The organism is Streptomyces goshikiensis (assembly GCF_014650555.1).
GTDB lineage: Bacteria > Actinomycetota > Actinomycetes > Streptomycetales > Streptomycetaceae > Streptomyces > Streptomyces goshikiensis.
Window position 1 is genome coordinate 85,456 of the sequence record NZ_BMVE01000019.1, and the last position, 15,117, is coordinate 100,572.

The 15,117-nt window shown below is 73.6% G+C and carries 13 protein-coding genes; 6 read left to right on the forward strand and 7 right to left on the reverse strand.

The window, feature by feature from the left end; translation table 11 throughout:
- Positions 1 to 83 precede the first annotated feature (83 nt).
- Positions 84 to 278, forward strand: coding sequence for an antitoxin (locus IE248_RS34395; protein WP_190032762.1), 195 nt, complete (start codon positions 84 to 86; stop codon positions 276 to 278).
- 260 nt (positions 279 to 538) lie between these two features.
- Positions 539 to 1,516 carry a virginiamycin B lyase family protein gene (locus IE248_RS34400; protein ID WP_308438206.1) on the forward strand — a complete coding sequence of 326 codons (978 nt, stop codon included), beginning with the start codon at positions 539 to 541 and terminating at the stop codon, positions 1,514 to 1,516.
- Here IE248_RS34400 and ligA read toward each other — a convergent pair.
- Both ligA and IE248_RS34410 read right to left on the reverse strand, forming a co-directional pair.
- Entirely contained in the window at positions 1,504 to 3,594 is a 2,091-nt protein-coding gene (gene ligA, locus IE248_RS34405; protein WP_190032764.1) for an NAD-dependent DNA ligase LigA, read from the reverse strand. The two genes, IE248_RS34400 and ligA, sit on opposite strands and share 13 nt — an antisense overlap.
- Positions 3,595 to 3,652: 58 nt before the next feature.
- The gene (locus IE248_RS34410; protein WP_190032765.1) at positions 3,653 to 4,234 is read right to left on the reverse strand and encodes a TetR/AcrR family transcriptional regulator; all 582 of its coding nucleotides are present in this window, start codon (positions 4,232 to 4,234) and stop codon (positions 3,653 to 3,655) included.
- Positions 4,235 to 4,341: 107 nt separating this feature from the next.
- Between IE248_RS34410 and IE248_RS34415 the strand changes: the two genes are divergently transcribed.
- The 4 genes from IE248_RS34415 to IE248_RS34430 all read left to right on the forward strand — a co-directional run bounded on the left by IE248_RS34415 (position 4,342) and on the right by IE248_RS34430 (position 7,005).
- Entirely contained in the window at positions 4,342 to 4,770 is a 429-nt protein-coding gene (locus IE248_RS34415) for a winged helix DNA-binding protein (protein WP_190032766.1), read from the forward strand.
- 144 nt (positions 4,771 to 4,914) lie between these two features.
- A complete protein-coding gene (locus IE248_RS34420; protein WP_008740740.1) occupies positions 4,915 to 5,343 on the forward strand; it encodes a pyridoxamine 5'-phosphate oxidase family protein in 429 nt (142 codons plus the stop codon).
- Between the two features lie 66 nt (positions 5,344 to 5,409).
- Entirely contained in the window at positions 5,410 to 6,066 is a 657-nt protein-coding gene (locus tag IE248_RS34425; RefSeq protein WP_190032767.1) for a class I SAM-dependent methyltransferase, read from the forward strand.
- Positions 6,067 to 6,120: 54 nt separating this feature from the next.
- Positions 6,121 to 7,005, forward strand: a complete 885-nt coding sequence (locus tag IE248_RS34430) for a DUF3626 domain-containing protein (protein ID WP_190032768.1) — start codon at positions 6,121 to 6,123, stop codon at positions 7,003 to 7,005.
- A 1-nt stretch (position 7,006) separates the two neighbouring features.
- Here IE248_RS34430 and IE248_RS34435 read toward each other — a convergent pair whose 3' ends face one another.
- The 5 genes from IE248_RS34435 to IE248_RS34455 all read right to left on the reverse strand — a co-directional run bounded on the left by IE248_RS34435 (position 7,007) and on the right by IE248_RS34455 (position 14,937).
- Complete coding sequence (locus tag IE248_RS34435) at positions 7,007 to 8,494, reverse strand: alpha/beta fold hydrolase (protein WP_190032769.1); 1,488 nt, start codon at positions 8,492 to 8,494, stop codon at positions 7,007 to 7,009.
- A gap of 76 nt (positions 8,495 to 8,570) precedes the next feature.
- On the reverse strand, positions 8,571 to 9,938 hold the full coding sequence (locus IE248_RS34440) for a carotenoid oxygenase family protein (protein WP_190032770.1): 1,368 nt from the start codon (positions 9,936 to 9,938) through the stop codon (positions 8,571 to 8,573).
- Positions 9,939 to 9,982: 44 nt separating this feature from the next.
- The gene (locus IE248_RS34445; protein ID WP_190032771.1) at positions 9,983 to 11,476 is read right to left on the reverse strand and encodes an MFS transporter; all 1,494 of its coding nucleotides are present in this window, start codon (positions 11,474 to 11,476) and stop codon (positions 9,983 to 9,985) included.
- Between the two features lie 116 nt (positions 11,477 to 11,592).
- Positions 11,593 to 13,584, reverse strand: coding sequence for a P-loop NTPase family protein (locus IE248_RS34450; protein ID WP_199848683.1), 1,992 nt, complete (start codon positions 13,582 to 13,584; stop codon positions 11,593 to 11,595).
- Positions 13,585 to 13,716: 132 nt separating this feature from the next.
- Positions 13,717 to 14,937, reverse strand: coding sequence for a cytochrome P450, cyclodipeptide synthase-associated (locus IE248_RS34455; protein ID WP_190032772.1), 1,221 nt, complete (start codon positions 14,935 to 14,937; stop codon positions 13,717 to 13,719).
- Between the last annotated feature and the right edge of the window lie 180 nt (positions 14,938 to 15,117).

The window sequence follows — 15,117 nt, forward strand, 5'->3', positions numbered from 1 at the left end:
CCGCGGCTGCCCCGCCTGAGGTGCTGGCTCGCCCGGATTCGGAGATCATGGGGGATATAGCAGCATCTGAAAGGAGTTCCGCCATGTCGATGCTCGACAAGCTCAAAGGCCTCCTCAAGGGGCACGAGGACCAGGTCCAGCAGGGGACCGAGAAGGCTGGCGACGCGTTCGACGCGAAGACCGGGAACAAGTACCAGAGCCAGGTGGACACGGCTCAGCAGAAGATCAACGAGCAGCTCGGCTCCGACAAGCCGAAGGACGAGCCCCCGAGGATCTAGGCGGGCTCCGAAGTTCGTTTCCCGGTGTGCTCCGGGGTGCGGCTCCCTGACGCCCGGTGCCTGAGGTTCCGCCGCCGGCCGGCGAAGCCCGTGGCGCCGGGCGTCCACGTGTGCGGCCGCACCCGGGCGTGGGGCATTGGAGTGGCGCGGGGGCGGGTCGGTGGCGTGTCTACCGGGGCGGCCGGGGCGGCTTCCTAGGGTCGGCGCAGGCGCGGCAGCGGGCCCGCCGGTTCAGATCAGGTGGGTAAGTCGTGGAACGCATGACGGCCAGGCCGGGCACGCTCGGTACCCCGGCCGGCGCCGGTCGAACGAAGCGCGGGCGGCGGGCCCGGTGGCAGGCGCTGGCGGCGGGGCTGCTGTTGCTGGCCGCGCTCCCCGTGGGAGCCGCGGGCGCGGCGCAGTCCGGTGACCCCCGGTCACCCGTCGGCGGCCCGCCGCTGTACGTGTCCGACTACGGCAACAACCGCGTGGTCGCCCTGCCCTCCGACGGCGGCGACCAGACGACCGTCCCGTTCGACGGCCTCGTGCGGCCGACCGGTATGGCCTGGGACGCCGCGGGGCGGCTCTACGTCTCCGATACCGGCAACAACCGGGTGGTCGTCCTGCCCCCGGACGGCGGGGAGCAGTCCGTTGTGCCCACCGTCGGCCTGTCGCGTCCGCTGGGGCTCGCCGTCGGCCGCACCGGGGACCTCTACATCGCCGACAGCTTCAACGACCGCGTGGTGAAGGTCTCCGCGGCCGGCGGGGGCCAGACGACCGTCCCCACCACCGGGCTGCTGCACCCCTGGGGGCTGGCGCTGGAGCCCGACGGGGACCTGTACGTCTCCGACTTCGTCAACGACCGGGTCGTCAAGGTGGCAGCCGACGGGAGCGGCCAGTCCACCGTGCCCACCGTCGGCCTCTCCCAGCCGACCGGGCTGGCGCTGAACGCGGCCGGGGACCTCTACATCGCCGACAGCGGTAACAACCGCGTGGTGAAGGTGCCCGCGGGCGGCGGCGGCCAGAGCACGGTGCCCACCACCGGTCTCAGTGACCCGCTGGGGCTGGCGCTCGACGGCTCCGGCAGCCTCTACGTGGCCGACGGGTTCAACAACCGGGTGGTGCGCCTACGGGAAACGGGCGGCGGGCAGGTCACGCTTCCCTTCACCGGGCTGAACACGCCGACGGGCCTGGCCTTCCCGCCGGCGAGCGCGCGGCCATGGGAGGCCCCGGACGATGCCCGGGGTCAGGGCAGGTAGTCGGCGACCAGCTCGGCGAAGGCCTCCGGCGTGAGGACCTCGACACCGAGCTCGGCGGCCTTGACCGCCTTCGAGCTCGGCTTGCCGCTCGCGGACGGCGCGCAGACGAGGACGGACGTCCGGGCACTGACGCCGCTGCCCGCGCGCCCGCCCGCCTTCTCGATCAGGGCGTTCATCTCGGTCCGGCCGAAGCCCTCCAGAGGCCCGGCCATCTTGCCGGTGACCACGACGACCTTGCCGTCCAGCGGGCCCCCGGCGGACGCCGTCGCGGAAGTCTCGGGCTCGTGCAGGGTGACGCCCGCCGCGATCAGCTTGTCGATGACGGGGGCCAGGGCGGCGACCTGCTCGACGATGACCGGGGCCTTCTCCGGGCCGATGCCCTCCACGTCCTGCATCTCGGCCGCGTCGGCCCGGCGGATCGCCTCCATCGTGACGAAGTGCCGCGCGATACGACGGGACATGCTGCGCCCGGTGCCGAGCACCCCCAGGGCGCAGAAGACGCGGCTCAGCGGGCGGGCCTTGGCCGCCTCGATCTGCTCGGCGAGCTTGGCGGCCCGCCTGGAGCTGCCGGACGCCGCGGTGAGCTGCTCCAGGGTGAGGGTGAAGAGGTCGGCGACGTCGGTGACGTCCCCGGAATCGACCAGGGCCGCCACATACGTCTTCCCGAGGCCGTCTATGTCGAGCATCTCGCGCCCGGCGGCGTACTCGATCAGCGCCGGGAGCGCGCACGAGGTGCCCTTCGCGCACCGCCACCGCTCCTGAGCGGTGTTGATCTCGCCACCGCAGCGGGGGCACGCCTCGGGCAGCGGTACCGGCTTCGCCCCGGCCGGTCGGAGCAGGGCCACGGCCGCCTGGACGCGCGGGATGATGTCGCCGGCCTTGTACACCGTCACCGTGTCACCGATGTGGAGGTCGCGGCGGCGGATGTCCGCGGGGTTGTGCAGCGTGGCCCGGGTGACGGTGGAGCCGTCGATCTCGACCGGGGCGAGCACCGCGGTCGGGGCCAGGACGCCGGTGCGGCCGACCTCCCACACCACGTCCTCCAGGACCGTCTGCCGCTCGACCGCGGGCAGCTTGACCGCGATGGCCCAGTACGGGAACCGCGTACCGGAGCCGATGGCCTCCTGCTCGGCCGTGTCGTTCAGCTTGATGACCACGCCGTCGATGCCGACGGGCAGTTCCGCGCGCATCGCCGCCATCACGTCGACTGCCTGCTGCGCCCCGGCGAGGTCGTCGACGATGTGGAGTCCGGCGCCGGCGGCCGCGGTCGTCCGCACCCCGGCCGCGGCCACGGCGGCCAGGGCCTCGGCCTGCGTGGCCCCGGCGGGCAGGAAAGGTACGCCCTCCAGCTCCACCGCGCCGTAGGCCCAGAACGTCATCCGGAGCCGGTACGGCCGGTCCTTCGCCCGCAGTGTGCCCGCCGTGCCGTTGCGGGGGTTGGCGAAGACCGGTGCGCCGTGGGCGACCCGGACCGCGTTCGCCACCTCGAACTGCTCCTGGGTGAAGGCCACCTCGCCGCGCACCTCGACGGTGGCCTCCCCGGCCAACCGCTCGGGGAGGCCGTCGATCTGGCCTATGACGTGGCTGATGTCCTCGCCCTGACTGCCGTCGCCGCGGGTGACGATCCGCACGAGGCGGCCGCCGCGGTAGCGGGCGGCCACCGCCGCGCCGTCGATCTTGGGCTCGACGGTGTACCCGCCGGCCGGGGCGCGCCCCAGCCGCCGCTCGACGGAGGCGCCCCACGCCACCAGGCCCTCGGCGTCGAAGACGTTGTCCAGGCTCAACAGGCGGGTGGTGTGCGCGACATCGCCGGCCGGCGCCGCCCCGTCGGCGACCAGGGTGGTGGGGGAGCCGGGCGCGACCTCGGCGGGGTTCTCCGTCTCCCAGGCCAGGAGGGCCAGCCGGAGCCGGTCGTACGAGGCGTCGTCCATGGCGCTGTCACCGTCGCCGTAGTACGCCTGCGAGGCCTCGCGCAGGCGCCGGAGCGCGGCCTCGTACTCGCTGCGGCCGGTCAGGGCGGCGGGGCCGGACGTGCCGGACGTGCTGGACAGCGCCTGGGCGGCGGTAAGTGTCGTCATGAGAGTGATCCTCTCGTGGGGCACTGACAATGGCCGCCGGGCTCATCGGCGGGACGGGTCAGCGTTCCGCGGTCGCCCCGATGCCGGCGATCAGCGTGTCCAGGCCGCGCTTGATGCGGGCCACGTCCCAGCCGCGTTCGGTGCGCTGGAAGTCGAACAGGCCCGGCGTGTAGGGCATGAGGAGCAGATCCGCCAGGTAGGCGGCGTCCACGCCGGGGGCGAGCTCCGCGACCATGCCGAGGATCTGCTCGTGGTGGCGGCGGAACGGGGCGCTGCGGTAGCGCCCAGCCGGGGCGCTCGCCTCTGCCAGGAGCAGCAGTTCCCGGTTGTCCTCGACGAGGTCCGCCATGCCGTGCAGGAAGGCGCGCAGCCGGTCGCGCGCCGAGGGCGCCCCGTCCGTCGCGCAGTACCGCGCGAACGACGCCTGGAAGCGGGCCTCGTTGTCCTCGATCAGCGCGTAGACCAGCCCCGGTCGGTGCTGGAAGCGCCGGTAGACCGTGCCGACCCCGACTCCGGCCTCCTTGGCGACCGCGTCCAGCGACAGTTCGGCGAAGCCGTCCGCCGCGAGCAGGCGCCGAGCGGCGTCGAGGATGCGGATGCGGTTGCGGGCGGCGTCGGCGCGCTCGGTGGGGGCGGTCATGCGGAGCAGCTTAGCGGAGGCCTCTCCGTTTCCTCTTGAAAACCGGAGAGACCTCCGCTTAGGCTGCTTCCCGGTCAACGCACCTCGAACCCAAGGGGATTCACGCCATGAGCGCCACCTCCGCCGTCCCACCTCTCAACGGTCAGTCCATCGGCATCGCGTACCACGCGATCGCCGCCGTGCGGGACCGTCTCCTCGCCGCCTCCGGCCTGACCTTCCACCAGTCCGTGGCGCTCAAGGCCGTGGCCGACGGGCTCGACCGCGCCGGCGCCGCCGACCGCGTGAGCGCCACTCTCAAGATCGACGGGCCGCGGGCGCACGCCCTGCTCGACGAACTCACCGCCGCCGGGCTGCTCGACGGCGCCGGCACGGCCCTCACGGACGAGGGCGCCAGGATCCAGCGCGGGTTCACGGACGCCGTGTCCGGCCTGACCGAGCGGCTGTACGGCGGTCTTCCGGCGGCCGAGCGCGAGATCGCCGCCCGCGCGCTCGCCCATGTCGCCGCCCGGGCGAACGCCGAGCTCGGCGCCCCGTAACGACGGCCCCCGGCGCGGCGCCACCCGTTCGGCCGCCCGTGGCGCCCGCGCGGGCGTGTCGTGCCCGCCGCTTGGAAGGCACCGGGCGGGGAAGACGAGAGGATCGAACGGCCCGGCCCCGCCCACGGAAGCCTTGGAGACGACATGCCCCTGTCCGAAGCCGAGCGTCAATCCTTCCTCGCCGAGCCCCACATCGGGGCGCTCGCCGTCACCCGGCCCGAGCCCGGACGCGCGCCCCTGGCCGTCCCGATCTGGTACGGGTACGAACCGGGCGGCGAACTGTGGATCACCACCGGCCGCGAATCCGCCAAGGCGCTGGCCCTGGCCCACGCGGGCCGGTTCTCCCTGCTCGTCGAGCGGGTCGAGCCGACCGTGCGCTACGTGTCCGTCGAGGGCACGGTGGTGTCGACCGAGCCGACCACCGAGAAGGAGTCGCGGGACATGGCCGCCCGCTACCTCCCGCCCGAAGCGGTGCAACCCTTCCTGGACTTCGCGGCCCGGGAACACGGCGCCCAGCTGACGATCCGGATGCGCCCCGACCACTGGCTGTCGGCGGACCTCGGCGGTCTCTGAGCCGGGCGCCCGCTCCACCATCCCGGTCGCGGTGCACTGTCAGTGCCGGCTGCCATGCTCACTGACATGTCTGATGCCACCGCTGCCATCACCGCGTACTGGGACGACGCCGCCGCCTCGTTCGACGACGAACCGGACCACGGGCTGCGCCAGGAGCACACCCGCGCCGCGTGGGCCCGGCTCCTGAGATCGTGGCTCCCCGACGCGCCGGCCGACGTGCTCGACGCCGGCTGCGGCACCGGCTCGCTGTCCCTGCTGCTGGCCGAAGCCGGGCACCGGATCACCGGCGTGGACCTCGCGCCCCACATGGTGGAACGGGCCGAGGCCAAGCTCGCCGCCGCGGGACGGGCAGGGCGCTTCCTCGTCGGCGACGCCGCCGCCCCGCCGACCGGGCAGGGGCGGTACGACGCCGTCCTCTCCCGGCACCTGCTGTGGACACTGCCCGACCCCCACGCCGCGCTCCGGGAGTGGGTCGCGCGCCTCAACCCGGGAGGCAGGCTGGTCCTGGTCGAGGGACGGTGGCGCGCAACGGGAGAGGCCGGCGCGCCGTACGTCGCCGGAGCCGAGTCGCTTCCCTGGCAGGGCGGTGTCACCGCCGGGGACCTGGCCGCCGCCGTAGGGCCCCTCGTCTCCACCCTGCACGTCGAACCGCTCAGCGGCGAAGCCGAGCTGTGGGGCGGACCCGTCACCGACGAGAGGTACGCGCTGATCGCCCGTACCTGACCCGGCGCGACAATCGAGGTGCACCGGGGGACCGGCCTGGTGGACACTGCGCGCATGAGTCCGGCAGCCTCCCCAACGCGGCAACAGCGAGCCATCCGTCATGTCCGCGAGCTGTCGTCGGGCCCTCCGGTGGATCCGGTGCTACGGGTGACCCTCAACTTCCATCCGGACCGCGAGGCCCACGGCCGGCCGGTCCTGGAGGCACTGGCCGACGAAGGCGTCTACCGCTCGCAGTTCGTCACCGGAACGAGCAACGGCGGCCTGACCGCACATCCCGGCGGGGACCGGTGGCGCTGGGAGAGCCGGATCTTCGACGCGGCGTACGACGACGCGCCCGCTCATGAACGACCCGCCTACGGAGCGCTGAACTTCCGCCGCAAGCCGGTCGGCGCGGCTCCGCGGTTCGGCTCCGCGCACTTCCGGCTGACCGCCCGGACGCTGACGCGGACCACCTTCTGCTACCCGGACAGCTTCCTCGAACCCTCGGACTTCGGCGTCGCCGCGCGCATGCGGCTGATCGAACTCGCCGAGGCCGACCGCCAGGACGCCCTCGACGACTACATCGAGGCGCAGGTGCACGGGCCGGTCCGGCTGGACCGCCATGTGGAGGCAGTGGTCCTGGACCCCTGTTACCGGGGCACCGCCGTCGAGGCGGCGGCCCGGCGGCTGACCTGCCCCGTGGAATGGCACCCCGGGTTCCGGCTCACCGTCGGCGAACTGCGCCGCCACCCCGACTACCGCGGCCGGGAGTACGTCGAGTTGGGCGCCCGGATCGCCGTCGACGGCGTGCTGGACCCCCGTGTCCTCGGAGAGGCCGCCCTGACCGGCGACCACGACCCACAGGCGGTCAAGAAGGTGTGGCACTGTCTGGCGCGGTTCGGGGCGCCCCCGCAACCGGGACCGGACGGATCCGCGAGTCCGGCCACGGTCGCGGCGTAGCTCAGTTGGTGCAGGTGGTGCCGGGGGCGGGCAGTGCGCGGGTGGTCAGGTAGCGGTTCGTGGCCTCCCTGGCGCACCGGGAGACCAGGAACATGCTGTAGTCGTCGCCTTCCCGGGCGAGGACGACACTGCCGGGCAGCTGGGCGGCCATCGCCGGGCCCGCCTGGTACGGGGCGAGGGCCTGGTGGGTGGACTGCAGGATCAGTGCGGGCGGAGCGCCGGTCACCCGGGCGCCGGCCTTGACGGGCACGGCGGGCTCGGGCCAGCCGAGGCAGCCGGCGAGCGCCTTGTAGGACCGCACCGCGCCGCCCAAGTGCGGGGACACGCGGACGAGTTCCTTCCGCAGATCGGTGAGCTGGGCCAGCGTACGCACCGGGCGGGCGTTGTCCAGGCACGCGGGCACCTGGACCTGCACGGGGTCGAGGGTGTTGTCCGGGTCGCGGGTGAAGTCGACCGCGTCACCCTGCTGGGCCAGGGCGACGGCCTTCGCCAGCTCGGGCCAGAACAGACCCGACATGGTCAGGTAGTCCTGCGTCGCCTCGCGGATGTCCTCACCGGTCAGCGGCCGGTGGGCCGTGCCCCCGGTGCGGATCGGCTCGCGGTCCGCCCGGGCGACGAGGGCGTCGTACTCGGCCGCCGCGTCCTTGCCGTGCAAGGCGCAGTCCTCGGACGCGGCACACCAGGCGGTGAAGCGGTTGAAGGCCGTCTCGGCGGTGGCGGCCTCCTCGACGGTCCGCCGCAGCGGGGAGCCGGTGTCGTCCAGGGCGGTGTCGAGGACCATGGTGCGCAGCCTGCCCGGGTACAGGTCGGCGTACGTGCGCCCCAGCAGGGTGCTGTAGTGGATGCCGTACCAGTTCAGCTGCCGTTCGCCCAGCCCGGTCCGGACCGCCTCGAAGTCCCGTGCGGTGCTGGTCAGGTCGACGTGGGCGGCGAGGGGGCCGTTGCGGCGCAGGCAGTCCTCGGCGAACGCCCGGTTGTGGGAGACGAGTGCGTCGAAGGCGGCCTTGTCCTGCGGGAAGTGGCTGATCCCGGCGGGCCCCGGCTCCTCCCCGCACACGATCGGCGTACTGTGCCCCACCCCGCGCGGGTCCACGGCGACGACGTCGAACTTCCCGGTCATGTCCCCGGCGAACTGCGGGAGGTGGCTGCGCATGGCCAGCCGCAGCTGCTCGATCGAAGAACCGCCCGCACCGTCGTTGAGCAGCAGGGTGCCCTGGCGGTGTGCCTGGTCATCGGCCGGCCGGCGGACCAGGGAGAGGGAGAGGGAGAGGCTGCCGGAACCCGGACGGGACCAGTCGATGGGTACCCGCAGCGATCCGCACTGCATGCCCTTGAAGTCGGCGTCGGCACAGGCGTGCCAGTCGATGCCGCTCGCGGAAGCCGGGCGGTTTTCCGGCTCGGCCCGGGCGAGCGCCGGGGCGGCGAGGGTGGTCGCGAGCACGCCGAGGGCGACGGCGGTCCAGCCGGCGCGCGTGCGGAATCTTGTCATGGCGGTGTTCCTTGATTGTGTATGCGCCGGGGCGGCGCTGGTGGTGGGGGGTGGGGAACGGCGGCGGGTGCCGGGATCAGCCCGCGGTGCCCGCAAGGGCGCTGTCGGGGACCCAGGAGCCGTGGATTCCGGCGGTCACCCGGTGGGGCAGGTGGACGGTGGCGATCCGTTCGAGGCCGGAGGCGTCGAGGACCAGCAGCTGCGAGGCGTCCTGCTTGAGGTCGGAGACCACGGTCAGCAGATAGCCGTCGTCCTCGCAGGTGGCCCGGGCGGCGGGGACGAATACCGCTTCGCTGGGCATCCGGGCGTCGCCCACCTGGTGGATGCGGCGGGCGCCGGTGGTGCGGTCGTACTTGACGACGCCGTAGCCGCCGAAGCCCTTCTCGTCGGGGAAGGAGATGGCGTACTGGTAGCGGTTCTCGGCGCCCAGGTAGTCCTCGTTGAGGGTCGGGAACTCCACCGGCAGGTCGTCGATGATCTGCTCGCCCACCGTGCCCTCGGTCATGTCGATGACCCAGCGCCGGGTGTAGGAGCGGGAGCCGGGCTCGCTGCCGCGCCCGGGCGCGCCGACCCACCAGTTCCAGGAGAGCCGGAAGCCCTCGCGGTCCACGGTGGGGCCTTCCAGGACGATGCGGCCCTGGCCGTCCTCGTAGGCGTTGGCGACGTGGAGCATGTTGCCCGGTTCGATGGAGAACCAGCGGATCTGTCCGGCGCCGTCGCCTCCGCGCGGCATGACACCGATACGGGCGGGCTGCCGGTCACTCCAGCTGTAGGGGATGCCGGAGTGTTCGGCGGGGTCGAAGGTGACGTTGCCCTCGACGAACACCACGTGGCGGCGGGTGAGGGCGAAGTCGTGCTTGAGCGAGGCGGTCGCTCCCGGAACCTCGGCGCTGTGGACGACCTCGCCCTTGGCGTCGGCGACGTAGTAGGTGAGGAACGGCGGGAACGGCGAGGACCCGAAGAAGTGGAGCTCCCCGGTCACCGGGTCCTCCTTGGGATGCGCGGTCATCGCCGAGGTCAGCTTCCCGTCGAAGTCGTGGGCGCCGACGGTCTCCAGCTCCGGGGTGAGTTCGAAGGGCAGGTTCGCCTCGCACAGGGCCAGGAGGCGGCCGCCGTGTTCGATGACGTGGGTGCCGGCGGTGCTGGCGGTCAGGTCGGGGCCGCGCTCGGTCATGTACGGCGCGCCGTCGAGGGCGGGGGTGTGCACCCAGCGGTTGCGGTACCACTCGGCGCGGCCCGCGCGCAGGCGGATGCCGTGGACCATTCCGCTGCCCTTGAACCAGTGGGTCGGGGTCACGCCGGGTTTGGGGTTGTGTCCGTTGCGCAGCAGCCGGCCGGTCAGCTCGGGCGGCAGGGAGCCCTCGACGGTGAGGCCGACGGCGGTGACCTCGTCGGTGAGCGGGGTGTAGTGGCCGGTCAGGTACGGCTTCTTGGTGGTGGTCATCGCAGGACTTCCTTCTCGTGGACGTGCGTGGAGGTGGTGCTCGGTCAGGCGGCCCGTTCGGCCCGGGCCTTGAGGGGAGTACGAGGGGTGGCAGTGGGGGCGGCGGAGGGGGCGCCCGCCCCGGTGCGGCGGGTGAGGAGCAGTGCGAGGAGGGCCGTTACGGCCAGGACCGCGGCCGATACCGAGAAGGCGGTGCGGTAGCCGGCGGTGAGGGCTTCCAGCGGGGCCTGATGGGCGGAGGCGTGGGCGGTGACCGAGCCGGCGAGGGTCGCCAGGGCCGCGAGGCCGATCGCCCCGCCGACCTGCCGGGTGGTGTTCACCAGCCCGCCGGCGAGACCAGCGTCCTCCCGGGGGACGCCGTCCACCCCGAGCGCGGTCAGCTGGACGAAGGCGATGCTGAGGCCCAGACCGATCAGGACGGTCGGGCCGAGGAGGTCGGCGAGGTAGCTGCCGTCGGCGCTGATCCGGGACAGCCACAGCAGTCCGGCGGCCTCGGTGAGCAGGGCCCCGGTCAACGCCGCGGTGGCGCCGACGCGCCGGGCGACCAGCGGGGCGAGGGCGGCGCCGAACATATTGGCCGCGGCGAAGGGAAGTTGCCCCGCCCCGGTGACCAAGGGGCTCGCCCCGAGGACCTGTTGCTGGTAGAGCGGCAGGAAGAAGAACAGCGCGATCCACACGGAGCCCAGCAGGGCCATCAGCAGGTTGCCCGCGGCGACCCGGCCGGCGGCGAACAGGCGCGGCGGAACCAGCGCGTGGGGCCTGCGGAGCTCGATCACGGCGAAGGCCGCGAGGAGCACGGCGGCGGCGCCGAGCGTTCCCAGCACCCACGGGTCGGTCCACCCGGCGCCCCGCGCGGTGGTCAGGCCGTAGACCAGGCAGGTCAGGGCGAGGGTGACGGTGGCGGTGCCCAGCAGGTCGAACCGCCCGGCCCGCTGCCCGGCATCCCTCGGTACGAGGACGGCCACGGCCGCCGCGACGAGCGCCGATCCGAGCGCGACCGAGTGGAAGATCCAGGGCCAGCCCCACGCCTGGGTGAGCACACCGCCCAGCAGGACGCCGCCGGCTCCGCCCGCACCCGAGACCGCCCCCCACACGCCCAGCGCCCTGCCGCGCCCCGGGCCGGAGGGGAACCGGTCCATCGCCAGGGCCAGCGCGGCCGGCGCGATGGCTGCGGCGCCGAGGCCCTGGAGGGCCCGGGCCGCGATCAGTACCCCGGCGGAGGTGGCCAGCCCCGCCACCAGCGAGGCCAGCGCGAACAGGGCGAGCCCGGCGATCAGCACCCGGCGGCGGCCGAAGAGGTCGGCCAGCCGCCCGCCCGCCAGGAGCAGCGCCCCGAACGCCAGGCCGTAGGCGTTGACGACCCAGGTGGTTCCGCCGTCCGAGAGGCCGGCCCCGGCACGGATCTGGGGGAGCGCGACGTTGACGATCGAGGTGGCGAGCATGACCGTGAACTGGGCCGCGGCGAGCGCCGCGAGGACCGCTCCCGGGCGGGGGCCCCGTCTCGCTGCCGGGCCCGTCTGTGTGCGTGCTGCGTTCATGGCGCACAGACTCGTACCGGGCGGTGTCCACTATCCAGGCCCGGCGGGGACGGGCGCTGTCCACTCCTGTCCGCCCCTGTCCACCCGGCCCCGCCGAAGGCGTACGGCAGCCACCCCTACCGGGGCCGCAGCTCCCGCTGCCACAAGGCCTCGCACAGCATGTCCAGCCCCTGGCGCAGGTGGCGGCGGTAGGTGCCGTACGGCAGCCCGAGGCGGCGGGCGGCGGCCTCCTGGGTCGGCGCACCGGAGAAGTGGCCCGCCGTCAGCGCCTCGCGGGCGCGCACTCCGCGCGGGTCACGAGCCAGGTCGTCCACGGCCCCCCGCAGCAGGGCCCGCAACTCCCCGGCGGGGTCCTCGAAATCGGCCGCGAGCCGGCTGCGCATCAGCGCGCAGGCGGCGAAGGCGTCCGCGTCGCGCCAGTGCGCCAGCGCTTCGCGCACCGCCTGGTCGAACGCGGTGCGCGAGACGGGCGACGGCCCGGGCGGCGGGACGGTCACCTCGGTGGCCGATATGAAGCGCTGGAGCCAGGCCTCCACGGGCACCTCGCGCCAGTCGACGCCGAACACCCCGTAGGTGTGCTCACCCACCCGCGGGCGCGCCCCCGTGTCGTGGAGGGTGCCCCGGACCCGCCCGGCCCAGGTCTCGGCGTCCTGGTAGACCGCGAACCCGTAGGCGCGGCCGCGGGCGCGGGCCGCCTCCGCCTGCGCCCGCGAACTGCTCAGGTCGATGACGCGCGAGGGAACCTGGTACCGCTCGGGGTACACCGAGAAGCGGCTGACGCCGATGTGCTCGCCGGGACTCACCGGCGCGGTGGCATCGGTGTACCGCCACGCGGCGGCCACCACGGGGTCGGTGGCCAGGTCCTGGGGGTCGGCGGGGGCCGGCAGGACCAGCCGCGCCGTGAACGCCACGATCCGGCCCGTACTCACGAGCCGGTAGACGCTGAAGGCCTGCGGCTGGCGCCGCGCCCAGTAGCGGACGAGTTCCGCGGACGCCGCCCCCTCGGTCTCCTCCGTCATGCGCAGTACGACATCGATGTCAGCCGGCTGGAGGGGACGGTCGTGGACCTCGTCCTCACGGGACCAGGAGCGCAGCCGCGACAGCGTCGCGCCCTCCCGGAAGAGGTAGAAGAGCTCGTCGGTGACGGTCCACACCCGCTCCTCGGGGGCCTCGCGCAGGAGGCGCAGGTACTCGTCCGCCAGGCGCCGGCGCATCGCCTCGAAGGCGTTGGGCGCCCGCCAGCGCAGGTCGGCGGCGAGCGTCTCGCGCGCGGCGTCGTGCGGGTGGAGCCCGCGGTGGGTGGACTCGATGAAGGGCAGGTCCCGCAGCCAGGAGAAGAGCTGATGGGCGTCCTCCCCGGGCAGCACCGCGGCGAGGAGCTCCTCCGACGTCGAGTGCGCCTGCGACGCCACCTCCAGGGCGCGCCGGTGGGCCGCCGTGGGCACCTCCCCGATCAGCCCCGCCAGCAGGGTGCGCAGGACGTCCGCCGTGGGAGCCCAGATCTCCTGCCTGCCGCAGCCCTCCGATCCCGCGGCGGCCGCGAGGGACAGGGCCAGCGGATTGCCGCCGGCGAAGCGGAGCACCCGGTCCCGTAGTTCGGGCCGGATCTCCGCCGCCACCAGCAGACTCCGGGCCTGCTCCTCGGAGAACGGCTCCAGCTCGCTCACGTGCAGGAGACGGGCCCAGGCGGGATCCGCGGTCCACTGCGGCTGCGGAGCGCGCCGCCCGGCGAGGACGACCAGGGTGTCGTCCGCGGCGCGGGGCAGGAAGTGGTGCCACAGCCAGCTCTCCAGCCACTGGCAGTGTTCGAAGGAGTCCACGAACAGGACCGTGCCCGGAACGTCCAGGAAGGGGCCGGCGGCCTGCTCGAAGTCCACCGGGTCCCGGCTGACGAACCGGCCGTCGAGTTCGACGAGCAGCCGGCCCGCCGCGCGGGCGTGGTCCGCCAGGCGCCGCAGCAGGGTCGACTTCCCTATGCCGCCCGGCCCGTACGCGTAGAACGCGAACGGCGCCCGCGGATCGCCCGCCAACGCGGCACCGAAGCGGCCGAGTTCCTCGTCCCGACCCACGAAGGCCCGTACGCGCGCTCTGCTGAGTCTTTCCCCCACGGACACCATGGCGGCTCCCATCCCCTTGTTCCAGCCCGATTCCGCCTCCGGGGCCGCTACTTCGTCGGTGATCCTAACGGAGCCTGCGGGCAGGCCGGTTGTGTCGTTCCGTGGGCCGCGACCGGCGCCGCGTCAGCGTACGGGGGTGAAGTCCAGCGACAGCGAGACGGGGCCCCGGGTGTACAGACCGGCCTCCCGGTAGCGGAAGCCGGGGCTGAAGCGGACCCGGTCGAGCCGGGGCAGGAGCATCGCGGCCACGGTCTCGATCTCGGCGCGCGCGAAGGCCGCGCCGACGCACTGGTGGAGTCCGCTGCCGAACGAGAGGTGCTGCGCGGCCGCGGTGAAGGAGCGGGCGGTGCCCAGGTCCGGGCGGTGGATGTCGAAGGCGTCCGGGGCGCCGAAGGCGGCGGGGTCGCGGTTGGCCGCGCCGATCACGCAGAAGACGGTGGCGCCCGCCGGGACGGTCGCGCCGGCGAACACGGTGTCCTCCTCCGCCTGGCGGGGAATCAGCTGGACCGGCGGGGTGTAGCGCAGGGTCTCGGCGATCGCGGCGGTCAGCAGCTCGGGGTCCTCACGGACCTCGGCCAGCTGCCCGGGGTGGTCGATCAGGTGCTTGAAGAGCAGGCCGAGGGTCTTGTCCGCGGGCTCGGTGGCGGCAGCCAGGACGTTGATGATCAGGGCGGTGACATCGCGATTGCTCATGGCGATGCCGTCGAACTCGGCGGTGCACAGCTTCGATATCAGGTCCTCGCCGGGGTGGCGGCGCCGGTCTTCGATGACGGGGAGGAGGTACGCCTCCAGTTGTTCGGCGCACTCCAGGCAGTGCCGGCGGCGCTCGGGGGTGAGGTCGAGACTGGTGATGAACTCGGCGACCCCGCTGTGCCAGGCGGCCACCCGCCGCGCGTCCCGTCTGTCCAGGCCGAGGACGTCGAGCGTCACGTTGACGGCGAAGGGCTTGCCGAAGTCGTTGACCAGGTCCATCCGGCCCCGGGCGAGGAAAGGGGCCATGATCTCCTCGGCGTTGGCGTGGATGGCGCGTATCTGGTCCTGGAGGGCCTGGCCGGTGAAGGCCCGGACGACGATCCCCCGCTTGGCGGTGTGCTCGGCCCCGGTCATCTGCGCGAGGACCGGCCCGCGCATCACCGGCTCGGCGCGCACCTGAAGCGTCTCGGTCGTGAACGCCTCGTGATCGGTCAGCACCCGCTTGACGTCCTCGTGGCGGGAGAGGAAGTAGCTGTCGATCGCCGGCTCGTAGTGCACCGGAGCCCGCTCCCGCAGCTGTGCGAAGTGGCGGTACGGGTCGGCGGAGAAGTCCTCGGACAGGACGCTGAAACGGGGGGTGACCTGGGGCATGGCGAGGAAGACCTCTCAGGAAGGAGCAAGAGCCGGGGAAGCCGGGAGGCTCACCCGCGCTACAGGATGAGCGAATGGCGGCACAGGTTCCGTTCGCGGCGGCAGGTGGCAGGCGGCAGGCGGCGCAAGGGGTACCAGACGGCCTCGGCCTCCGCTTCGGTAGCAGCCGGTGCCGTCGGT